General features: G+C 65.8%; 18 protein-coding genes. 11 read left to right on the forward strand and 7 right to left on the reverse strand.

All coding sequences use genetic code 11. From position 1 onward, the window contains the following. Positions 1-115 precede the first annotated feature (115 nt). The 3 genes from ACX80F_RS11185 to ACX80F_RS11195 all read left to right on the forward strand — a co-directional run bounded on the left by ACX80F_RS11185 (position 116) and on the right by ACX80F_RS11195 (position 7408). A complete protein-coding gene (locus ACX80F_RS11185; protein ID WP_459336461.1) occupies positions 116-916 on the forward strand; it encodes a DNA-processing protein DprA in 801 nt (266 codons plus the stop codon). Positions 917-2665: 1749 nt separating this feature from the next. Next, positions 2666-5746, forward strand: a complete 3081-nt coding sequence (locus tag ACX80F_RS11190; protein WP_459336462.1) for a type ISP restriction/modification enzyme — start codon at positions 2666-2668, stop codon at positions 5744-5746. A gap of 612 nt (positions 5747-6358) precedes the next feature. Next, positions 6359-7408, forward strand: coding sequence for an acyltransferase family protein (locus ACX80F_RS11195; RefSeq protein ID WP_459336463.1), 1050 nt, complete (start codon positions 6359-6361; stop codon positions 7406-7408). A 1-nt stretch (position 7409) separates the two neighbouring features. Here ACX80F_RS11195 and ACX80F_RS11200 read toward each other — a convergent pair whose 3' ends face one another. Continuing rightward, positions 7410-7847, reverse strand: a complete 438-nt coding sequence (locus ACX80F_RS11200) for a DUF6314 family protein (RefSeq protein ID WP_459336464.1) — start codon at positions 7845-7847, stop codon at positions 7410-7412. Positions 7848-7954: 107 nt separating this feature from the next. Between ACX80F_RS11200 and ACX80F_RS11205 the strand changes: the two genes are divergently transcribed. Further along, a complete protein-coding gene (locus ACX80F_RS11205; protein WP_459336465.1) occupies positions 7955-8398 on the forward strand; it encodes a MarR family winged helix-turn-helix transcriptional regulator in 444 nt (147 codons plus the stop codon). A 20-nt stretch (positions 8399-8418) separates the two neighbouring features. Here the strand turns inward: ACX80F_RS11205 and ACX80F_RS11210 are convergent, their stop codons facing one another. Then, positions 8419-8853: a DUF1810 domain-containing protein gene (locus ACX80F_RS11210; protein WP_459336466.1), complete on the reverse strand. Its 435-nt coding sequence runs from the start codon at positions 8851-8853 to the stop codon at positions 8419-8421. A gap of 85 nt (positions 8854-8938) precedes the next feature. On the opposite strand from ACX80F_RS11210, the gene trxA reads away from it, so the two are divergent. Beyond that, on the forward strand, positions 8939-9328 hold the full coding sequence (gene trxA / locus ACX80F_RS11215; RefSeq protein ID WP_459336467.1) for a thioredoxin: 390 nt from the start codon (positions 8939-8941) through the stop codon (positions 9326-9328). Between the two features lie 72 nt (positions 9329-9400). Here the strand turns inward: trxA and ACX80F_RS11220 are convergent, their stop codons facing one another. Then, positions 9401-9688, reverse strand: coding sequence for a putative quinol monooxygenase (locus tag ACX80F_RS11220; RefSeq protein ID WP_459336468.1), 288 nt, complete (start codon positions 9686-9688; stop codon positions 9401-9403). A 138-nt stretch (positions 9689-9826) separates the two neighbouring features. After that, positions 9827-10801 carry a DNA-3-methyladenine glycosylase family protein gene (locus ACX80F_RS11225; RefSeq protein WP_459336469.1) on the reverse strand — a complete coding sequence of 325 codons (975 nt, stop codon included), beginning with the start codon at positions 10799-10801 and terminating at the stop codon, positions 9827-9829. A gap of 201 nt (positions 10802-11002) precedes the next feature. Between ACX80F_RS11225 and ACX80F_RS11230 the strand changes: the two genes are divergently transcribed. The 3 genes from ACX80F_RS11230 to ACX80F_RS11240 all read left to right on the forward strand — a co-directional run bounded on the left by ACX80F_RS11230 (position 11003) and on the right by ACX80F_RS11240 (position 14913). Beyond that, entirely contained in the window at positions 11003-12253 is a 1251-nt protein-coding gene (locus tag ACX80F_RS11230) for a CapA family protein (protein WP_459336470.1), read from the forward strand. Positions 12254-12351: 98 nt separating this feature from the next. Beyond that, entirely contained in the window at positions 12352-13728 is a 1377-nt protein-coding gene (locus tag ACX80F_RS11235; RefSeq protein WP_459336471.1) for a cystathionine beta-synthase, read from the forward strand. A 21-nt stretch (positions 13729-13749) separates the two neighbouring features. After that, positions 13750-14913 (forward strand): cystathionine gamma-synthase, encoded by a 1164-nt coding sequence (locus ACX80F_RS11240; RefSeq protein ID WP_459336472.1) that lies wholly within the window; start codon positions 13750-13752, stop codon positions 14911-14913. A gap of 107 nt (positions 14914-15020) precedes the next feature. Here ACX80F_RS11240 and ACX80F_RS11245 read toward each other — a convergent pair whose 3' ends face one another. From ACX80F_RS11245 to ACX80F_RS11255, 3 genes are all read right to left on the reverse strand, one after another. Further along, complete coding sequence (locus ACX80F_RS11245; RefSeq protein ID WP_459336473.1) at positions 15021-16568, reverse strand: LTA synthase family protein; 1548 nt, start codon at positions 16566-16568, stop codon at positions 15021-15023. Positions 16569-16798: 230 nt separating this feature from the next. Continuing rightward, positions 16799-17215 (reverse strand): hypothetical protein, encoded by a 417-nt coding sequence (locus ACX80F_RS11250; protein WP_459336474.1) that lies wholly within the window; start codon positions 17213-17215, stop codon positions 16799-16801. Positions 17216-17224: 9 nt separating this feature from the next. Next, positions 17225-18424 (reverse strand): amidohydrolase, encoded by a 1200-nt coding sequence (locus ACX80F_RS11255; RefSeq protein WP_459336475.1) that lies wholly within the window; start codon positions 18422-18424, stop codon positions 17225-17227. 143 nt (positions 18425-18567) lie between these two features. Here ACX80F_RS11255 and ACX80F_RS11260 point away from each other — a divergent pair, with 143 nt between their 5' ends. From ACX80F_RS11260 to ACX80F_RS11270, 3 genes are all read left to right on the forward strand, one after another. Further along, the gene (locus ACX80F_RS11260) at positions 18568-19896 is read left to right on the forward strand and encodes a glycosyltransferase 87 family protein (protein WP_459336476.1); all 1329 of its coding nucleotides are present in this window, start codon (positions 18568-18570) and stop codon (positions 19894-19896) included. A gap of 169 nt (positions 19897-20065) precedes the next feature. After that, positions 20066-20722: an MOSC domain-containing protein gene (locus ACX80F_RS11265; protein WP_459336477.1), complete on the forward strand. Its 657-nt coding sequence runs from the start codon at positions 20066-20068 to the stop codon at positions 20720-20722. A gap of 337 nt (positions 20723-21059) precedes the next feature. Next, complete coding sequence (locus ACX80F_RS11270) at positions 21060-22979, forward strand: DEAD/DEAH box helicase (RefSeq protein WP_459336478.1); 1920 nt, start codon at positions 21060-21062, stop codon at positions 22977-22979. Positions 22980-23066 lie beyond the last annotated feature (87 nt).

A 23066-nucleotide genomic window follows, 5' to 3' on the forward strand; every position in this document is an offset into this window, starting at 1 on the left:
TGAGAGAGCCTCGTTAGTTGCTCTCTTGCATCCGCCCCGTGACTTCAAATGGGCGCCGCTGCGAGACTCACTCCTCGAGGACGAGCTACTGCCTAGCCAGATCCTAGGAGAAAGGTTGGTCGAAGCCAGCGCCAGCGCTAGCGCCCTCGACGCCGAGCTGTCCACTGCTGCTCTCCGTATTCAGCGCTGGGAGTCTGACGGCACCCGTTTCCTCACCTACCTAGACCCGGAATACCCACGACAGCTGCGGGAGGTGCACGATCTCCCTCCCTTCGTGTTCGCGCGGGGAACGTTGAATATGATGGCGGAAGCCGAGCGCGGGGTCAGTATCGTCGGTTCGCGCGACGCCTCTTCACCGGCACTACGAGATGCTGCACGCCTAGCGAAGGCGCTAGTCGAACGCGGTATCTCAGTGGTGTCCGGGTTGGCCGCGGGAATCGATTCAGCGGCTCATGCTGCTGCACTTGAGACTCATGGACGAACCGTTGCAGTGATTGGCACTGGTATAGATCGGTACTACCCGAAATCGTCGGAGAGCCTGCAACGACGGATGGAAAGTGGTGAGGGGCTCGTCCTATCGCAGTTCTGGCCCGGATCATCGGCTACAAAGTTCAGCTTTCCTATGCGCAACGTCGTAATGTCCGCGTTCTCCCGGGCAACGGTCATCGTAGAAGCAGCCGAGAAATCGGGCACGCGCCATCAAGCTTTCCGTGCCATTGCCCATGGAAGGCCCTTGATCCTGTCGAGAAAGGTCGCCTCACAGACGACATGGGGTCAGAAGCTGTCTAGCGATCCCAAGCGCTTGGACGTGACCGTTGTCGACTCGCTCGAAGAAGCGATTCGCGCCGCGGCCGCAAAAGCGCAACCAATTCATGTTGCAAAGCCGTCCCAAGAACTGGTCGACGCGGAGTGGTAGAGCCGTCCGCTGACCACATCGCTCTGCTGCCTGAGGTTGCGCAGATCATGAGGAACCCAGGCATGCCGATCATGGCGGGTCCGAATGGCGCATTACCGACGATCGACTACTGCGAAATGTGCGCGACTCAGGTTGCCATTGGGTACTCCTACTGTTGGGCATGTAACTCAGCACGTCAGTCCTACAGTCAAGAGTTGCCTTCGATAGTCGTGCCCCTTACTTACGCGGGCGCTACCAGCCAGTCTTTATCGGACGTCTATCAGTACAAGGACACGCCTCCGAACGCTCCTGCCGTCCGCCGACTTAGCATCCTGGTGAAGTACTTTACAGAGCTCCACTCCGGCTGCATTCGCAAGACTGTCGGGATGCCGATCAGTTCCGTGTTGACGGTCCCTTCGGGAAAAGGGCGCGACCCGCATCCGTTGGACTTGTTTCTGATGTACTTCCCTGATCGGCTGAAGAAGAGCAAGGCCGCCTATGTTGGCGAGGTGCGAACCGGACGGGCAGAAGGTATACGGCCAGACGACTTCTCCTTCACGACAGACCCCGTAGACGATCACCTGTTGATCCTTGAAGACTCATGGGTTTCAGGGAACAACGCCCTAGCAGTTGCCCTACAAGCCCGTCGACGAGGTGCAACCGAGGTGTCGATCGTTTCCATCGCACGATACCTCCGGCGCCAGCACCCACCGACAGCGGAGTGGTTGGCAACAAGTGTCTCGGACGTGCCCTTCGACATGTCCTTCTGCCCAGTCACACGCGGGGCCTGCCCTGCATAAGTGAGAGGTGAACGCGACCGGCTAGCATGCGCGCCCTTACGCTTTATCCCGTCAGGCTCCCGCCTCACTCGCGCGTCAGATGACTGACTCTGAGCGAAACGAGCTGCACTGAATTTTTGCACCTGAGAAGTCCGAGGAGAGGGGCCGACGTGTATGCCTGGAACAATGACAAGCACCCTGACGCCTTGGCTCTCTACGTCGAGCCGCGCGGCAGGCTACCTTTAGACGCCGCTACGCCCACCACGGGGCTACAGGGGAGCGTCGCTTATGGACTATCTCGCAAACGCCTTGCCGACACCGTGGGATTCTCCACGGCGGCTTCTTGTCGATGATCCACTGCAACCCCTCCGTGGCATCGGGCCAGTGCTGCCGCCGCCGACGCGCCCCAACATCAACTTCGACGTGTAGCTTCTCATCGAGATTCCTCCTTCCGTCGGATGGAGGAAGCCCGAGCGCTTACCTAGCCTTCTCTCAAAAGTTCAGCCGCGCGGCACAGGGCGACGTCGTGCTCGCCGCGCTCGGAGATCAGCGTCCCAACGACAGTCATCACGACATCGGCGTCAATGCGGGCGTTTCTGCCTGATCCACAGATGAGACACCTCTGTCGCGAAAGCGGCAAAAAAACCTTAGGGCATCGTGATCTAGGTCGATCCGTGCAGTTCCGTTCGTGCGTACCTAGCGCAACATTTCCGGGTGAGTGGCAGTTCTTGCCCCAGTTCACTGGAGCAGCGAAGTTACAGTTGGGTTCAAACGAAACGGGGAGACTATGCAGGATTTCAACAGTGCCGTCCGGTCCTTTGGAGATGAAGCAGCAACGAAGCTTGGGGGTCCGGGGCAACGCGAAGCACTTCTAAGGAGCCCCCTCGATAACCTTTTGAAACGGTGCGGTGACGTACTAGGACTGAAGGTCGTCCCCCACGACGAAGTATCCGAGGTCGACGGCACGGTCCGCCCTGATTATGCGATCAACGTGAACGGCGTGATCACCGGCCACGTGGAGCTGAAGGCTCCAGGCGTGTCACTCGACCCATCCACCTATGGGAAAACCACTCATAACTACAAGCAGTGGGAAAAGCTGCGCGAGCTGCCCAACCTGATCTACACCAACGGGATTGAATGGCGCCTGTGGCGTCAAGGGGAACTTGTCGGAAGTGTCGCACATCTGACCGGAGCCGCGGACCTTACAAAAGCTAAAGGGAAGCTGGCCGCCACCCCAAACTTCATCGAGATACTGACTGACTTCTTTCGATGGAAACCATCACCGATAAATACCGTAACCAAGCTCGTTGAGGCGGTTGCACCCCTAACCCGGCATCTGAAAGACCAGGTTCGAGAAGAACTTGCTCTCGAACGCATGAGAATTCGAGCGGGCGAACCGGTGGATCAGCAGGTATTTCTTGGCCTTCGATCAGACTGGCGTAACCTCCTTTTCCCCAGGGCCACTGACGAAGAATTTGCAGATGGTTACTCTCAGTCCATCACGTTTGCGCTGTTATTGGCACAAGCGGAAGGCGTTGATCTCCTAAAGGAGGATCTTCATGCCATAGGAAAAGACTTGCATGAAAGCCACTCGCTAATGGGCCGCACCCTTCAACTACTCACTGATCAACTTGACGATAAGTTCTTGACTGCCGTCGAGTTGATGATGAGGGTCATTTCCGCAGTCAATTGGGCCAATATAGAGACTGGCAAGAACGACGTCTACTTACACCTGTACGAAAACTTCCTTCAGGTTTATGACTATGAGGCACGGAAAAAAACGGGCTCGTACTATACGCCCGTCGAAGTTGTTGACCAGATGGTCCGCCTGACCGAGGACGTACTCGAGCAGGTTTTGGATCGCCCCGACAAATTCCGAGATCCTCGAGTGAGCGTGATTGATCCCGCCATGGGAACCGGCACGTATCCCTTGTCAATTATGCGGCGTGCCGCTGACCAAGCGAGTAAGACCCACGGCCCAGGGGCAGCTCCCGAAGCGCTGAACAATCTCATGTCCCGCTTGTATGGATTCGAACTGCAGTCAGGTCCATTCTCCGTGGCCGAGCTTCGAATCTCCGGTTTACTAAAAGAAAGTGGAGCAAAACTCCCCAAAGCTGGCCTGCAGTTGTTCGTTACAAACACTTTGTCTGATCCAGAGTCAAAGCAGCAAAACTTGGGAAGCGCTTTGCAACTCATTGCTCAGCAATCCCAGAGAGCAAGCGAAGTCAAACGAGAGAAAAATATCCAAGTTGTCATCGGCAACCCACCCTATATGGAGAATGCTGGCGGCCTAGGGGATTGGGTTGAGAACGGAAATGGCCTCAAAGGTGAGTACTCCCTGATGGCGGATTTCAAGGAGGCAGGTAAAGGCGTATACGAACGGAAGGCGAAGAATCTGTATGTCTACTTTTGGCGGTGGGCCTTTTGGAAAGTCTTTGAGTCGACTAACTCACCCCAAGAGCCAAATGGTGATACAGGCATAGTCTCATTCATCACTGCGCAGGGTTATTTGACCGGTCCTGGTTTCGCTGGCATGCGGCGTCACATGCGCCAACAAGCATCCAAGGGGTGGATCATCAACCTAACTCCTGAGGACAAGCGGCCACCTCAGAAAAACGCAATTTTCTCTATCGAGACTCCTGTTGGAATTGGAATGTTCGTTCGTGACTCCAACACCTCTAGTAGTGTCCCGGCGGATATAAAGTACATTTCATTGAGTGGCACGCGGGAAGAGAAGTTCGCAAAGCTGAGTGAACTTACTTTGGATTCACCGCTTTGGAAGAACGCCAGAACCGGGTGGACCTCCCCGTTTACTGCTGCCGCGCAAGGCGATTGGGATGATTTCCCGGCCATGCACGATATTTTCGGATGGTGGCAGCAAGGAATGGTGGCCGCGCGAACCTGGGTCTATGCGCCAAGTAAGCAAGTCCTCTGGCAGAGGTGGCGATGTGTCGCGCTCGAAACGAACAAGCAGTTGAAGAGCGCACTCTTCACCGAGAACCGGGACACACATCTCGGCAAGGGACAAAATTACCTGCCATCTGTGAAGACAGCGGTCGATCCAACCCAGCCGTTCGATAAGGAATTGGGCCTCATAGAACCACCGTACGAAAGGATTGGGTATCGATCCTTCGATCGTCAGTGGGTTATTGCGGACAAGCGCGTAATTCATAATCCCCGCCCGCACCTGTGGGAGAGTCGGGGTGCCGATCAAGTGTTTGTTACCGAGCAGCACACCTCGACTATTGAAGGGGGTCCGGCGCTCACATTTACCAATTTGGTGCCTGACATGCATCACTTCAATATGCGCGGCGGACGAGTACTGCCGTTGCTTCACCCTAACGGAGAACCTAATATCGTGAAAGGGCTGACAGCGACGCTTACAAATATCTTAGGTAAGTCAGTTTCAGCACAAGATGTTCTTGCCTACATTGCCGGTGTCGCCAGTCATCCCGGGTTTACGGTCCAGTTTGCTGAAGAGCTTATGACTCCGGGCATTCGGATTCCGTTTACCTCGAACGGGGAATTGTGGACGGAGGCAGTTCGACTAGGCAAAGTTGTTCTTTGGCTACACACCTATGGGGAGTCTTACGTTGACGGCCAAGAAGATGCCTCTATCGTGTCATCCTCCCGACTCAAACTGCCCTCCTATCAGAAGTCGGTGGATGAGATGCCAGAGAGCATCAGTTATGACTCCACTTCAGAGGTTCTGCATGTAGGAATCAAGGGCGAATGGCATGGCGTGACCCAAGCGGTTCGAGATTACGAGGTTGGAGGAAAGAATATAATTGAGACTTGGTTCAAGTACCGCCTCAAGTCACCGATCACGAAGGGTGTTTCTGATCTCGATCTGATAGTCCAGGAGGATTGGCCAGCAGAATGGTCGTTGGAGTTGACTGAACTTCTTGCGGTACTAACAAGGCTGGTCGATCTCGAGCCTTCGCAGGCTGCGCTGCTCGGTAGGATTGTAGAAGAGCCAGTGCTTGGAAAGCGTGAACTAGGCGCGGCGGGTGTCCATTGGCCTACCAGCAAAGCAACGCCGCGACGTGAAATGACTCTTGACGTAGGTTGAGGCTGAGTAGCCGAAGCGGATCGACGTTGCGGTGGCTCTGGCTCTCTTCCCTGCCGAACGAGGACTGCATCAGCTGCAGCCACCTCCCTGGCCCGCGGCGTACACATCGTTTGGAAGTTAATTGAGGCGAAGCGTAGGCACTATGCCTCATTCAGGGACGCGTCTGGCCCGGCAGCAATGTGCCCATGGGTTAGTGGGACTGGCGTCAACCGGCCCTGGCCAGGGCTGGCGTAGCGGAGCTTGATCCGGAGCGGCGCGCGGGAGTCCCTCGGAGGATGTCTTGTGTGGCGCTGTCATAGTGCTGGGGAAATGATGGGGAAGAGGAAGCCAACCCAGCACAAAGGAGATCACTGAGGGGCAAGTTCTCGCAGCGTTCAGGGGAGGAAGTGGCGCTGCTGATGCTTGCGGGCCACGGGTGACCATTGGGAAGTGGCAACTGTAAATCAGCTGGCAACGCCTACGGGGGTTCGAATCCCTCATCTGCCACAGCAAGAGAAGGGCCCGCTCCAACCGGAGCGGGCCCTTCGCCGTTGACGCTTCCGATGCCAGCCGCCCGGCACGGATCGTCGACGTGGGCAATCCCCCCGGGCGGGTCCGACGAACTCCCTGTGCATGCGTACAGTTGACGCTCGACGGCGGGGGACCACGATCAGCAGCACCACACAGGCTCGAATCGGATGGCTGGACAGCCTTCGCGGCGTCGCCATCCTCCTTGTCGTCCTGCTCCACGCCGGCGAAGCTCTCAGGATGACGGCCGGGCCGACGCCCGGCCTCGACCAGGTCAACCTCTTCCTCGAGCCCTTCCGCATGCCCGTGCTGATGTTCCTCTCCGGCATCCTGCTGCCGCGGTCGGTGGCCAAGCCCGCCCGTACCTATTTCGCCGGCAAGCTCTCGCTGGTGGCGTGGCCGTACCTCCTCTGGTCGCTGATCATCCTCACCGCGACCGGCGGCCTCAGCCCAGGCGCTGTCGCAGAGATCGCCTACCTCTCGCCGACCTACCTCTGGTACCTGTGGTTCATCCTCATCTTCTACGCCGCCGCCTACCCGTTGCGACGCATCCCTCCGCTGGGGGTCGCTGGTGCAACCCTCGCCGCGTCACTCGTGCTCCCGGACGGCGGCCGTCCCGCGACGATGACCTTCCTCGCCGCCTTCTTCTTCTTCGGCGCGTGGTGCGCGCAGCACGCGGGCATGGTGGAACGTGCCATCGGCAAGCTGTGGGTGCTGGCGCTGGCGGCAGCCTCGGCCATCACTGTGGGCGTCCTCAACGTCGAGGGCAGGGACGTGCTCTACCGGTCGGAATTCGCCTGGGGCGTGCTGGGCGCGCTCGGTGTCGTGTGCTGGCTCTTCCCGCGGCTCGGCAACAACCGGGCGACGGCGGCCCTGGAGTTCGTCGGGCGACACTCCATCGTCTTCTATGTCGTGCACCTCGGACCCATCATGGGCGTGCTCGCGCTCGCGGACGCCATCGGTGTCACCGGGACGTGGCTGCTGCCGGTGCTCCTGCTCGCCGGGGTGGGGATCCCCGGCGGGCTCGCCTGGGCGTACTCCCGGCGGGAGCACGCGTCAGTGACGCTGCTGTTCGAGCTGCCCGCACTCAAGCGCCGTCCCCACCGGGCCGCGCCGGACGCGCCGCGCGCCCGGGATTCCCTGACGGGCCAGTAGTTCAGCCCCGGCGCGTGAGCGTGGTGGTCAGCAGGAGGTCCTTCGCCGGTCCGGTTACGTCCCAGGTGTACCGCACGGTGTCGGGCGACGGCACGGCGAAGTCCACCCGGTAGGTGTCAGGGGTGCAGAGGTGCTCGTCGCGTGCCGTCCCCGTGCGGAGATCGAGACGGCACAGCACCCGTCCATCCGGGAAGGTCACCACCATCCCGGTGCGGTCGGCGACAACGCGGTACGAGCGCGAGGCCGTGCCGTGGAAGTGGGGCAAGCGCACGAGGCCCTCCTCGTCCCAGCACAGGCCGCCGTCGTCGGGCGTGAAGATCGTGGTGCCCGTGAAGGTGCCCGTCCCGCCGCCCGACCGGTCCAGGAGGGTCCGTTCCGTGGCCCAGGCGCCGGTGAGAAAGGCGAGCGGATCGTCCACGCCTACCAGGCCGGCGCGCATCACGGAATCTCCTCCTGCATGGTTCCCCTTCCGGTCGGTGTCGTCCACCGCGGTACGGCACGAGTGGCGGCGTCCGCCTGACACCCATAATGTTAGGCTGCCTCATCATGAGCCCCGATACCTCGGACCGGGACCTCCTGGCCCTCGCGCAGTCCTTCCGCACCACGCTGCGCCACGCCGTCTACCTGAGCCGTTCCATGGACAGCGAGAGCGACATCACCACGATGCAGCTGAGCACGCTCGGCATGGCGGCGGACGCCCCGCTGCGCGTGAGCCGGGTCGCCGCGAATCTCGGCATCCGGGTCCCGTCCGCCACCGAGCAGATCATCAAGCTCGAGCAGGCCGGCCTCGTCGACCGCCGGCCGGATCCGACCGACTCCCGTGCCGTCCTGGTCCAGCTCACCGAGCAGGGCCGCGCAGCCTGGGAGGAGGCCGGCCGGCGCCGCAACGCGCGTGTGGCGGCGCTGCTCGACCGGCTCGACGACGAGGAGCGGGCGACGCTCGCCGCGGCGCTGCCCGTCATCGAGAAGATCAACCACTCCCTCGGGTAGGGGGGGCAGGCCCGACGGCGTCAGCCGGCGAGGATCGACGTCGTCGCCGGGTCCTCGACTCCGCCGTAGTAGCGGTCCAGCACCGCCTGGAACCACGGCTCCTGGGGCGCAGCCCGGTTGAACAGCGTCATGCAGGACTGCAGCTTGCGCGCGTCGATCCCGCCGAACACCGCCACGGGGTCGTTGCCGTCGAGGCTGAGGAGGGCCTGCGTGCTCTCCATCAGCCGGGGCCCGAGCACGGGATGCGACAGATAGGCCTCCGCCTCGTCGAGTGACGCGACGGCGTACCGGACCGCCGTCGGACTGCTGCCGAGACCTGCGATCTGGGGGAAGACGAACCACATCCAGTGGCTCGTCTTCCGGCCCCGGTTCAGCTCGGCCAGGGCCTGCGCGTAGGTACCCTGGGCGTCCTGGGCCGCGACGAACCGCGCGAGATCATAGGGGTCGTCGGTCATGTGTGCCTCCGGGATCGGTGGTGCTGGGTCTTCATCGGTAGCGAACACACCTGACATGGCTGCGCTCGGTCGCTAGCGTTGAAGGATGTCGACAATCAATATCACTGAGGCAAGCTTCCCAGAAACCATCGAGGGTAACGACATCGTGTTCGTGGACTTCTGGGCCGAATGGTGTGGCCCGTGCAAGCAGTTCGCGCCGGTGTACGATGCCGTGTCGCAGCAGCACGAGGACGTCACCTTCGCGAAGGTGGACACCGAGGCGGAGCAGTCGCTCGCCGCGGCCGCGGGCATCACCTCCATCCCCACGCTGATGGCGTTCCGCGAGAAGGTGCTCGTCTTCTCGCAGCCCGGCGCCCTGAATGCGACCCAGTTCGGCGAACTCGTCGACGCCGTCAAGGGCCTGGACATGAAGGCCGTGCACGAGCAGATCGCCCAGCAGCAGGCCGACGGGCCCGCAGCCGCCGACGGTCAGTAGTCGCCCCCGGAACGAGGCAAGCCCCGCACTCCATCGAGTGCGGGGCTTCTTCGTCGGTGCAGCGGCGCGCGGTCAGGCCTGGTCGGAGCGTACGACGTCGACCGGCCGGGCGAGCAGGGCGCTCAGGGACTCGCCGAGGTCCTGGACGGCGGGGCCGCGCAGGTGCTGGTCGAGGAGCTCGGTGGACTCCCACTGCTCGGTGAGCACGATGCGGTCCTCCTGGGCGTCCGTGATCTCGTAGCGGATGCAGCCGGGCTCCTCCACCACCTGTTCGATGGCGATGTCGAGGGCGAGCTTCACACGGAAGAATTCGCCGTCGAGCGGGGTGAACACTGCTGTGACGTCTACGGGCTGGCTCATCCTCCAACCCTAGCGGTGGTCCGCCGGTCCGCCGGACCACTACGGGTCATGCCCTAACCTGCCCCGCACCCCGCAGCGGAACCGGCCCGCATCGGTGCAGGCCCGCACCGGTCGGCCGATGCAGGGGTCACTGCTGGATCAGCGCCGGCGGTGGTCCTCGGGCGAGAGCCGCGGACCGAACGTGGGCTTGCGGAATCCGCTGGCATAGAGGGAGCGGACCACGCGCTGGCGCTGGCCCTTCCACGGCTTCAGGAGTTCGATCATGCCGGCGTCGTCGGTGCGTCGGCCGGTGAGCGCGGCGCCCACGTAGGCGGCGAGGTGGTAGTCGCCCACCGAGATGGAGTCGGGGCAGCCGTGCGTCCGCTGCACCACTTCGGCCACCGTCCAGACGCCGATCCCCGACACGGACCGCAGGCCGGTCCGGACGGCGTCGCCTCCCGGCAGCGACGCCAGGCGCTCGAGGCCGGTCGCCACATGGGCCGCCTTCAGGACGGTGGAGGAGCGCTGGGCGTCGACGCCGGCCTTGTGCCATTCCCAGGACGGGACCCGGCGCCACTGCTCGGCGGTCGGCGGGAGACGGAGCGCAGCGGGTGCGGCCCCGCCGGCGCCGGGGGCGGCATCCCCGTACCGGAGCAGCAGATAGCGCCAGGCACGCTTGGCCTCGATGCCGGTCACCCTCTGCTCGAGGACCGCGCGCGCGACCGTGTCGAGCATGCGCCCGGACGACGGCAGGCGCAGTCCGGGAGCGAGGTACCGGCCCTTGCGGGCCAGATCGGGGAGGGTGGCCCGGAACTCCGAGGCGTCGAAGGCGCTCCAGTCGTCGTCGGCGCCGAGCAGCCGGGGAACGGAGGAGAGCGCGCAGGCCGCGCCGGGTCCCCACGCCGTCGCCTGGACGCGGCTCTCGTTCAGTGACCCGCGCTGGCGCAGGGCCAGCGTGACCGGGCCGTCGGCGGTCCGGAACGCGAGCCAGTGGTCGGGGCCCTGCACGATGAAGGACGGGTCGTGTGGCCCGCACTGCAGGGTGCCGATCGTCCTGGCCAGGCTGTACGGGCCGTCGGGCACCCACTCCGTGGCCTCGGCGCCCGACGGCACGACGGCGGGAGCGATGGTCATACGTCAATCGTGCCACGGGGTTCGGACGGTCCGGTGTAAGGAACGCTCCCTCCTGCGGCAACGGGCGCCGAGGCTACCAGCGCGGGTCCGTGACCGCTACGCAGGGCCTGCGTGGACACGACCGCCCTCCCACCGTCCACACGGGAGTAGCATCGAATGCGGTGGAATCGTCATGAGGACAACAGCTGGCTCAGGGATCGGGTGAGGAGAATCTCCTCGGTCCTGCCTGACGTGCGCCGTCCGATGCCGAGCAGGGCGATGCGTCTCGTCGTCCTCCTGTGGGTGGCTCTTCTGTGCGGCGGCTGCGCGGGGAACGGGTCCGGCGGCGCGGCGGAGACCCCGGCACCACGGGCGACGGGTGCGGACCGGGAGTCGACGGCTCCGACTCCAGTGCCGGTGCCGACTGCCGAGGCGTGCGAGGACTGCGCGAGTATCGTCCTCACCGGGGACCTCCTGGTCCATCCGCAGCTGTGGGAGCAGGCAGCGGTGGATGCGGCGGTGACGGGGAAGCTTCCGCTCGACTTCGAGCCGCTGCTCGCGGCCCAGCGCCCGTACCTCTCGGATGCCACGCTGGGGATCTGCCACCTCGAGACGCCGGTGGCCGACGCCGACGGACCCTTCGCGGGGTACCCGCGGTTCAACGTCCCCCCACAGATCATCGGCGCCGCCAGGGACGTCGGCTACGACGCCTGCACGACCGCCAGCAACCACTCCCTGGACTGGGGACCCGAGGGCGTCGAGCGGACGCTCGCAGCCCTGGACGCGGAGGGCCTCGAACACACCGGCTCGTACGCCAGTGCCGCGGACGCGGAGGAGATCCTGATCCTCGATCGCGCGGGGGTGAAGGTGGCGGTCATCGAAGCGACCTACGGTCTGAACGGGGCCGTCCCCGATCAGCCCTGGCGGGTGGACCTGCTCGATGCGCCGACGATGATCGCCAAGGCACGGACCGCCAGGGCGCAGGGAGCGGACGTGGTGATCGCGGCAGTGCACGCGGGCGACGAATACGCCTCGACGCCGAACGCCCAGCAGGCCGAGATCGCGCATGCGCTCGCCGACAGCGGCCAGGTTGACTTCATCTACGGCCATCACACCCACTCGGTCCTGCCCATCGAGCGGTACAAGGGCACCTGGATCGTGTACGGCCTCGGGAACGGTGTCACGGAGCTGTCACCGGTCCATGACGTCAACAACGAGGGGCTGATGGTCCGGGCCCGCCTCAGCCGAGACGATGCGGGCACCTGGTCGGTCTCGGGGCTGGACTGGCTGCCGTCCCTGATCGTCAGCGGCCCCTATCGTTGGTGCTCCCTCGCTCCGGACCGGCCGGTCGGCGCCTGCTCGTCGCCCGAGCAGGAGGCAGCCGTTCGGGAGCGCACCCGGAGCGTCGTCGAATCCCTCGGTGCAGCCGGCGCCGGAGCCCGCCAGTGGGAGCTGTCTGCCGAGGGTCGCTAGGACGGGACGGTGGCGCCGAGCCGTCGTCATACCGTCGTACGACCCGCAGCGTAACCGCGGCGCGGAGGTTGGGGGAGCCAGCCGGTAGCTTTGTAACCATGAAGTACGCCAATTCCATCGTCGACCTGATCGGCAACACCCCGCTGGTCAGGCTCAATTCCGTCACCGAGGGCATCAGGGCCACCGTTCTCGCGAAGGTCGAATACCTCAACCCCGGCGGGTCGGTGAAGGACCGCATCGCGGCGAAGATCATCGACGCCGCAGAGGCCGAGGGAAAGATCAAGCCCGGCGGCACCATCGTCGAACCGACCTCCGGGAATACCGGTGTCGGCCTCGCCCTCGTCGCCCAGCAGCGCGGCTACAAATGCGTGTTCGTGGTGCCCGACAAGGTGGGCGAGGACAAGCGCAACGTCCTGAAGGCGTACGGCGCGGAGGTCGTGGTCACCTCCACGGCCGTCGCCCCGGACAGCCCGGAGTCCTACTACGGTGTCTCGGACCGCCTCGTCCGCGAGATCCCCGGCGCCTACAAGCCGGACCAGTTCTCCAACCAGAACGGTCCGCTCAGCCACTACGAGACCACCGGGCCAGAGATCTGGAACGACACCGACGGCACACTGACGCACTTCGTCACCGGCGTCGGTACGGGCGGGACCATCACCGGGACGGGCCGGTACCTCAAGGAGGTCTCCGCCGACCGCGAGGGCGGCCCCGTCCGGATCATCGGTGCGGACCCGGACGGCTCCATCTACTCCGGCGGCACCGGCCGCCCCTACTTCGTCGAGGGGGTCGGCGAGGACATGTGGCCGGACTCCTACGACCCTTCCGTGCCGGACGAGATCCACGGCGTCACCGACGCCGAGAGCTTCGCGATGACCCGACGCCTCGCCCGCGAGGAGGGCCTGCTGGTCGGTGGGTCGTGCGGCATGGCCGTCGTCGCCGCGCTGCGCGTCGCGAAGGACCTGACGGAGGACGACGTCGTCGTGGTCCTCCTGCCCGACGGCGGCCGCGGCTACCTCGGCAAGATCTTCAATGACGAGTGGATGAAGTCCTACGGCTTCATGGACGGCGGTGAGGGCGAGCACGTGGGGGAGGTGCTGCGCGCCAAGAGCGGCGTCCTGCCCGATTTCGTGTACGCGCACCCCACCGAGACGGTGCGCGACGTCATCTCGGTCATGGGCCGATACGGCGTGTCCAGCATCCCCGTCTTGTCGCAGGCCCCGCCGGTCAAGATGGGTGAGGTGCTCGGGTCGATCGACGAACGGTCCCTCACGGCGAAGATCTTCCGCGGCGAGGCCAAGCTGACGGACCCGGTCTCGGAACACCTGGACGCCAAGCTGCCCCTCATCGGGTCGCTCGAACCCGTCGACACGGCCCGCGAGCGGCTCGAGCACCACGACACGCTGATGGTGACCTCCGTCGGCGCGCCGGTGGGAATTCTTACCCGCCACGACGTGCTGACCTACATGAGCAAGTAACCGCCGAACTCCAGGAGCATCGTGACGCACTCTGACGCCCAGGGCTTCAACACCCGGGCCATCCACGCAGGCCAGACCCCCGATCCGACGACCGGAGCGGTCATCCCGCCCCTGTACCAGACGACCACGTTCGCGCAGGATGGCATCGGCCAACTGCGGAACGGCTACGAGTACGGCCGCGGTACCAACCCCACCCGGGATGCGCTGCAGGTCCAGATCGCGGCGCTGGAAGGGGGGAAGCACGCCTTCAGCTTCTCCTCGGGCCTCGCCGCGGAGGACGCCCTGATCCGAGCCGCGTTGCGTCCGGGCGACCACATCGTGCTCGGCAACGACGCCTACGGCGGCACCTACCGCCTGATCGACCGCGTCCTCTCCGAGTGGGGCATCACGAACACCGCCGTGGACATGGCGGACACCGCCGCCGTCGAGGCGGCCATCGCGGCGCACAACACGAAGATGGTCTGGGTCGAGACGCCGTCCAACCCGATGATGAAGATCACCGACATCGCGGCCACGGCCCACCTCGCGCACGAGGCGGGAGCCCTGCTCGTCGTCGACAACACGTTCGCCTCGCCGTACCTGCAGCAGCCACTCGTCTTCGGGGCCGACGTCGTCGTGCATTCGACCACGAAGTACATCGGTGGGCACTCCGACGCCAGCGGCGGGGCCGTCGTCGTGAACGACGACGCGCTCGCCGAGAAGGTGGGCTTCGTGCAGTTCGCCGTCGGGGCCGTGTCCGCGCCGATGGAGGCCTGGCTGACCACCCGCGGCCTCAAGACCCTCGGCGTCCGCATGGACCGCCACTCCTCGAACGCGACGGCGATCGCCCGCTGGCTGCAGGAGCAGGACGAGGTGGAGCGCGTGCTCTACCCCGGTCTGCCGGAGCACCCCGGCCACGATCTCGCCGCAGCCCAGATGAAGGACTTCGGTGGCATGATCTCCGTGACCTTCAAGGGCGGCGCGGAGGCGGCGAAGAAGGTCGCCGAGTCCACGCACGTGTTCACGCTCGCGGAGTCCCTCGGCGGCATCGAGTCGCTCATGAACTACCCGAGCGACATGACGCATGCGTCGGTGAAGGGCACCGAGCTGGCGGTCCCCGAGAACCTCATCCGCCTGTCCGTCGGCATCGAGGATGTCGAGGATCTGATCGGCGACCTCGAACAGGCCATCGCGGCCCTCCGCTAGACCGCACGCAGAAGGCTCCTTCTCAGGAAGGGGCCTTCTCCATGTCCCGGTGCCACACGCTCACCCGCTGCTCCCAGGGGTGGTGCGACCGGCCTGATCCGCCGGTGCTACGGAGCGGCGGTCCAGGCGTCGGCGTAGAAGTTCGCGGAGCGCGAGTCCAGCAGTTCGGCGTAGGGACCCGGCCTCATGGCCTGCGCCGACTCGTCCGGGATCGTCGCAGCGAAGGCGGACACCCCGATCCCCGCCTGCCCGTCCTGCAGGGTCAGGCCCGCGGCCTCCAGGAGGGTCGGGTACATGTTCAGCTGGTCGATGCCGGGGCGGAGCGTGCTGTCACCGGTGTCGCCCGTGGCGCCCGGGATCCAGATCCGGTTGAAGATCGTCCGGTTGGGGTGGTCGTCCAGCTGCTCGTGGAAGGCGTCTCCGGCGTTCATGTGCTTGAGGTGGTCACCCATGATCACCACGGCGGTGTCCTCGAGGTAGCCCTGCTCGTCCAGATGGTCCACGAAACCGGCCACCTCGGTCATGGAGCAGGCGAACACGGACGTGACCGCGTTCTGCGTGTCCACCGGGCAGTAGTCGTAGACGTGCACCGGCTCGTGGGTGTCCAGCGTCAGGATGGACAGGTTGAAGGGGGTGCCGGTTGCCTCCGCCTCCGCGTGCAGCGCATCGACCTCGTCCCGGGCGCGGGCCAGGAGGCGCTGATCGCTCAGGCCCCAGTCGCTGCGGAAACTCGTGACGGGTTCGCCGGCTGCACGCCAGTCGGCGAGATCCTTCACCTCGGAGTACCCGTGGCTGCGGAGGAACGTCTCCTTCGCAGCGAAGGCGGCATTGGCACCGCCCATGAACACGCTCTTGTAACCGTGCGTCGCCAGGACGTCGGCGAGGCACGTCGTCCCTCCCAGGTAGGTGTCGACGTCATTGCCGAGCTCGTTGGGGGAGCCGCTCGTCGCGGCGGGACCGCCGCCCTTCAACGGGATGCCGCACTGGGTCGAGGCGAGGCCGGCCATGGTCCAGCCTCCACCCCTGTACTGCTGGAGATCGTCGATACTCTGCCAGCCGTCCTCGGCCTTCGTGGCGTCCTTCAGGGGCACGAACGCGTCCTTCTCGAAGAGCTGGTCGTCGGCGAGGGTGGCTTCGCCCGATTCCAGGTAGATCAGCACGAGATTGCGTTTCTGCCCGTGACCGGTGACGACGGGATCCACGTGGTACTCGCCGAGGTCGTACTCGGAACTCGCCGCCTTGATGTAGTCGCCCATCCCCACGGCGCTGCTGAAGGCGGTGGTGCCGCCGACGGCCACCGTTGCGACCAGGGCCGTGGACACGGTGCGTCCGACCCACGCTGGGCGCCGAGTCCCCTCGCTCTCGCGGAGGCGGCGACGTCGCATGTGCTGCCACACGGCGACCCCGGCGGTGATCAGGAGGGGCAGGACTCCGACGCCCAGGATGCCGAACCAGACGATCGAGCCGCCCCCACCATCGGTCTCCACGGAGACGAGGTTGAGGAGCATCTGGTTGACGGAGATCTCCCCCCAGAGGAAACGGATGCCGGCGGCCGCGATGAGCAGCGCGAGTCCGGCCCAGAGGAGCACGTAGAGCAGGACGCGTCCCGCAGTGACGCCGACCCATCGGGTCCGGGGAAGAATCGGGTCAGACATGCGCCACCTCGCGTTCCAGATGCCCGCGTGTTCGCCGTACACCCTTGACAATGCACCCGTTCCCGGGTTCGGAAGATCCTAGTATCGTCACGCTACCCGTTCAACTCCGGTTCACCCGTCAGTGGTGAACCGTTCACATGCTTTTCCCAGTTTCAGTGGCTCGACGGGCCGGTGGGTGACTTCCTGCCCGGGTAACGGTCGGAGGATGACCGTGCCGCGCCGTCGCGCGGCTACCTGGATCCTGGCAGCCGCAGGCGCTTCTTCGCCTTCGGCTGCGTCAGCTGGAAGTAGTCACTGCTCTGCGGCAGCCACATGAGCAGGACGGCGACGAGCATCGCCCCCGCGATCAGCGACAGTCCGGGCGTCCCGCGGACCACGATCGGGACGCCCGCGATGATACCGACGGTGCTCAGCAGCTCGCGGGCGCTCCTCCTGCCCCGGCGCAGCGGGAGCAGGAGGACCAGTTGCAGGACGGCGAGAGCCCCGAAGAGCGCACCGAGGCCGATGAACCCTGCGCGGTCGGCGTCCTGTACGGCGGCCGACGTGATGAAGGTGCCGGCAGCGACGAGCAGCAGGACCGCGATCGCGAGCCACAGCACGACGGCGGCGCGCAGGGTGAACGGCCGTGGCGGCAGGGGCTTCGCCAAGGAGAGTCCCTAGACCCGCGGTGCGACGGTGCCGGTGCGGGTCTCGGTGTCGTAGGAGTAGACCTCCGTGCCACCGATCCAGACCTGCAGGGCTCGCTGCATGACATCGAGCGGGTCACCGCTCCACAGCACGAGGTCCGCGTCCTTGCCGACGGCGAGCGAGCCGAGGCGGTCGGCCAGCCCGAGGACCTTCGCCGGATTGATGGTGATGGAGCGCAGCGCCGTCTCGCGGTCGAGGCCCTCCTTGATGGACAGCGTCGCCTGGTGCACGAGGAAGTTGATCGGGATGACCGGGTGGTCCGTGATGATCGAGATCTCGACACCGGCCCTGGCGAGCTTGCCGGGGTTGGCGATCGAACGGCCGCGCAGCTCCACCTTGGACTTCGTGGTGAAGAGGGGGCCGATCAGCACCGGGGTCCCGCGCTCCGCGAGAACGTCAGCGAGCAGATGCGCCTCGGTGCCGTGATCCAGGACGAGGTCGTACCCGAACTCGTCGGCGATCCGGATCGCAGTCGCGATGTCGTCGGCCCGGTGTGCGTGCTGGCGCCACGGGATCTCGCGGCGCAGCACCATGGCGAGTGCCTCGAGGTGCGGGTCGCGGGCGTTCTCGTCGGCCTTGCCCATATAGTTCTGGGCCTTCATGAACGCTTCGCGAATCACGAGCGCAGTGCCGAGACGGGTCGACGGCGTCTTGTCCTTGCCCCCGTACACGCGCTTCGGGTTCTCGCCCAGCGCCGACTTCAGGCCGCTGGGGGAGCGCAGCACCATCTCCTCCAGGTACCGGCCGTGCGTGTGGAGGGCGACGGCCAGCCCGCCGATCGGATTGCCGGACCCCGGGTTCACGTTCACGGTCGTCACGCCGCCTGCCAGGGCGTCGTCGAACCCCGGGTCGAAGGGGTTGATCGCGTCGATCGCGCGGACGCCGGCGGTGTTCGGGTTGGTCATCTCGTTGGTGTCGTCGCCCGCGGAGCCCTCGCCCTCCTCATGCGTGCCCAGGTGGACGTGGGCATCGACGAAACCGGGCAGCAGCCACTTGCCGGCTGCGTCGACGACGGTTGCGCCGTCGGGCGCGGAGACGGACGTGCCGAGGGCCGTGATGCGGCCGTCCTCGACGACGACGGTGCCGTCGAAGGGCTCGCCGTCGATCGGGACGACGTGCGCGTTGGTGATGGCGGTGACGGGCGCGGTGTTTCCGCTGGAGTGCGACATCGGGAGGAGACCTTTCACAGGGGGTGGGTGATTTCCACCATATCGGCACGCGGGACGGTATGCCGGGGCGTGCCTACACTGGATGAGCCGTTCGTCGGGCTTCCCGGGCCGGTTCCACAACCCGATCCCTCGAATGGAGAAGCATGAGCCACCGCAGCGCTCCGATGACGGCGAGGATGCGGGCGCTGGGCCTGGTGGCCGCGGTGGTGGTGGCCGCAGCACTGGCAGCCTGGGCGTTCGCCTGGGCGGACTTCATCGGCCTCGACTTCCGGGTGTACCGCATGGGCGGACAGTCCGTGGTCGACGCCGACGGGTCGCTGTACTCGCGGTCGTTCGGGGAGGGCGAGGGCTCCCTGCTCTTCACCTACCCGCCGTTCGCGGCGCTGGCGTTCACCGTGCTGACGCTGGTGAGCGCCGAGACGGGGGCCGCCCTCTTCGTCGCGCTGTCCGTCGCGATCGCGGGTGCGACGTCGCTGCTGATCACCCGCTACCTCGGCGGCTTCTCCGCCGTCCGTGACGTGCTCCGTCACCCGACCGCCCTGCCGCTCGCGATCGCGGGAACCGGCCTCGTGTGCCTGCTCGGCCCCTGGCGGGAGACCATGGCCTTCTCGCAGATCAACATCGTGCTCTTCGCCATGATCGCCGTCGATCTCCTCTCGGGGCCGCACCGCCGGATGCCGACGGGACTGCTCACCGGCATTGCGGCCGGGATCAAGCTGACGCCGTTGGTCTTCGGCCTGTACTTCCTCGTCCGCGGCGAATGGAAGCAGCTGTTCACCATGGCGGGCGGCTTCTTCGGGACCATCGCCCTCGGCTTCCTCCTCCTGCCGCGGGAGTCCCTGACCTACTGGCTCCAGATGCTGCGGGACACCGGGCGCATCGGTGGTGAGGGGTATGTGGACAACCTCTCGGTCCGCGGTGCCATCCTGCACTTCCTGGGCTCCGACTTTCCCTCCACCGTCCCGTGGCTGGTGGTCTCCCTCCTGCTCGTCGGGGCAACCGCCTACGTCATCCGGGCCTCGAAGCACCAGGGCGACCGGTTCCTGCCCACCGCGATGACCTCGCTGCTGATGCTGCTCATCTCGCCGATCTCGTGGTCCCACCACTGGGTCTGGATCGTCGTCGTCCTCGCGGTCCTCGCCGGCCAGGCCGCCCGCCTCCCTGCGCGGTTGTCGACCTACCGGACGGTCGCGACGGTCCTGTGCGTAGTCACGCTCGTCGTCTTCATCTACTCGCCCAAGACGATCGGCCTGCTCCTCGGTGCCGAGGACCTGAACTCGCAGCTCACCACGGGCTGGCTCATGGCCTCCAGCGCGGGTGTCTTCTGCGCGCTCGCGATCACCGTCTTCTGGGTCCTTCTGTCCCGTGCGCGCCGGTCCTTGCCGGTACCCGCAGGGTCGGGCCACGGCGCGTCCAGGGCACACCGCCCGACAGCGCCCGACGACGTCGTCCCGGGCACCCCGCACCGCTGATGGCCTGGGCGGGCGGGCCGTCGGTGCAGGGCTCCGGCAACGCGGCGCCGCCCAGCAGTGCGCGATGCGGCTCGTCATGGAGGGCGATATGGTGCCCGAACCCGAGCCGTGGGTGCCGTCGTCGCCGGGTTCCCCGGCTGTGCCCTGCCGGCGACCTAGGATGGACGCCATGACCTCCGGCACCCTCCTCGCGGTATGCCGCGTACACGAACTCCTGCCCACCCGGGACTCGACCGGCGTGACCGCGATCGACAAGCGGGCCGTGGCGGGGCCGGTGAACGTCCACCCGCTGGGACTCACGGGAGACATCCAGGCCAGCCGCAAGCACCACGGCGGGCCCACGAAGGCCGTCTATGCCTATTCGCAGGATGATGCCGACTTCTGGGCTGCACAGCTGGGGCGGGACATCTCGCCGGGGCTCTTCGGCGAGAATCTCCGCGTCGCCGGCATCGACGCCTCGAACGCGGTCATCGGCGAACGGTGGAGCGTGGGGGAGACGGTGGTCCTCGAGGCCACCATGCCGCGGACACCATGCGTGAACTTCGCGCGATACCTGGGGGAGAAGTCCTGGGTGAAGCGCTTCAGTGAGGCCAACCGTGTGGGCACCTACCTGCGCGTGGTGGTGAAGGGCAGCATCACGGCCGGGGACACCGTCCGGGTCCACAGCGTCCCGGACCACGGGGTCACCGCCGCCCAGGTCTACGCCGGCCTCGACGAGCCCAGGGCCCTGGCGCTCCTCGATGCCGCGACGGACGGCTCCCTGACGCTCACGCCGCAGGTGCGCAAGGCCGCCCTGCAGGCACTGAGGGTCGCGACCCCGGCCTGACGTGCCGAACGTCACCCGTCCGTCGTCGGCCTCGTGGCGCGGTGCGATGCCTGCGTGCCGTAGACTGGGAGCATCCCCCACACCGGTATTCCCTTTATATCCGCCCTTTCGGGCCGGATTGGTTGTGTTGGGGCTCGGAGCACAGACTCGCGAGCAGATTCATCAGGGAGCGCCGGCTAGAAGAAACGTCACACGTCACTGCTGAGAGAGCAGAGAGAACCGTGTGGCCCGGAGTTCGGCGCCGGGATTGAAACAGTGCCGAATTCCTACGTTCATTCGGCACTGCGGGCTCCATCCTGCCAGGGCCGTCCGGCACCTACCTGGAGGATTATTTCCCGTGCCTGAAAACCTGTCCGAACAGATCACCGACTCCACGCCCGTCACCGACGAGACCGCGACGGCCCCGGCAGCACCGGCAGACGACGACGCCGTGGAGATCCGCTTCACCGACCTGAAGCTCGACGGGCGCGTCCTCGCCGCCCTGGCAGACGTCGGCTACGAGAAGCCCTCACCCATCCAGGCAGCGACCATCCCCGCGCTGCTCGAGGGTCGCGACGTCGTCGGACTCGCGCAGACCGGCACCGGCAAGACCGCCGCATTCGCCATCCCCGCGCTGTCCAAGATGGCCGAGCTCGCCGACGTCAACGGCGGCCCGAGCAAGAACACGCAGGTCCTGGTCCTCGCACCGACCCGCGAGCTCGCGCTCCAGGTCGCGGAGGCCTTCACCTCCTACGCCAAGCACATGGAGGGCTTCACCGTCCTCCCGGTCTACGGCGGATCGCCCTACGGCCCCCAGCTGAACGGGCTCCGCCGCGGCGCGCAGGTCGTCGTCGGCACCCCGGGTCGCGTCATCGACCACATCGAGAAGGGCTCGCTCGATCTGTCCAACCTCGAGTACGTGGTGCTCGACGAGGCCGACGAGATGCTGCGCATGGGCTTCGCCGAGGACGTCGAGAAGATCCTCGCCTCGACCCCGGCGGAGAAGCAGGTTGCACTGTTCTCGGCGACGATGCCCCCGGCCATCCGCCGCATCGCCAAGAAGTACCTGAACGACCCCGCCGAGATCTCGGTCAAGGGCAAGACGACGACGGGCACCAACACGCGTCAGCGCTACCTGCAGGTCATGGGCCCGCACAAGCTCGACGCGATGACCCGCATCCTCGAGGTGGAGGACTACGACGGCATCATCGCCTTCGTCCGCACCAAGATGGCGACCGAAGACCTGGCGGACAAGTTGCGTTCACGGGGCTTCTCGGCTGCCGCCATCAACGGAGACATCCCCCAGCAGCAGCGCGAGCGCACCGTCGAGGCACTGCGCGACGGCAAGATCGACATCCTCGTCGCCACGGACGTCGCTGCCCGTGGCCTCGATGTGGAGCGCATCTCGCTCGTCGTCAACTACGACATCCCGCACGACACCGAGTCCTACGTGCACCGCATCGGCCGTACCGGCCGCGCGGGCCGTTCCGGCGACGCGATCCTCTTCATCACCCCTCGTGAGAAGTACCTGCTCCGTTCGATCGAGAAGGCGACCCGCCAGCCGGTCGAGCAGATGCAGCTGCCCTCCACGGAGAAGATCAACGAGCTGCGCCTCGGCAAGTTCGCGGACAAGATCACCACCACGCTGGCCACCGAGGACGTCTCGCTGTTCCGCGACCTGATCGCGAACTACGAGCGCGAGCACGACGTGCCCGCAGCCGAGATCGCCGCAGCCCTCGCCATCATGGCGCAGGGTGGACAGCCCGTGCTCGTCAAGGACATCCCGGTGGCTCCCGCCGGGCAGCGCGAGCGCGCCGACGGTCGCAAGGATGCCTTCGGGTCCCGCGGCCCCACGCGCACGCTCACCGAGGGCAACGCCACGTACCGCATCGCCGTGGGCCGCCGCCAGCGCGTCATGCCGGGCTCGATCGTCGGGGCCATCGCGAACGAGGGCGGCCTGTCCTCCTCGCAGATCGGCGGCATCGACATCCGTGCGGACCACAGCCTCGTGGAGCTCCCGGCGGATCTCTCCAAGGACCAGCTGCGTGCGCTCTCCAAGACGCGCATCGGTGGCGAGCTGATCCACCTGGAGCTCGACAAGGGTCGCAAGCCCGCGGGCAACCGTGGTGCGGGCGAGTTCAAGAAGCCCTTCAAGAAGGACTACCCCAAGCGCGACGGCGACACCCGCTTCTCGGGCGACACCACCCGCAAGCCTCGCCAGGCCAAGGGTGCCGGCGCCGGGGCGGGACGCCCCGCCACGCAGTCCGAGCAGTGGTAGGACCTAGCTGATCGACCCCGTCGGGAGCAGTTCCCCTCCCGGGCCGACACGGGAGCCGGGGGTCACCCCAACGAGGAGCTCGCGGTT

This window comes from Arthrobacter sp. TMS2-4, from assembly GCF_054511075.1.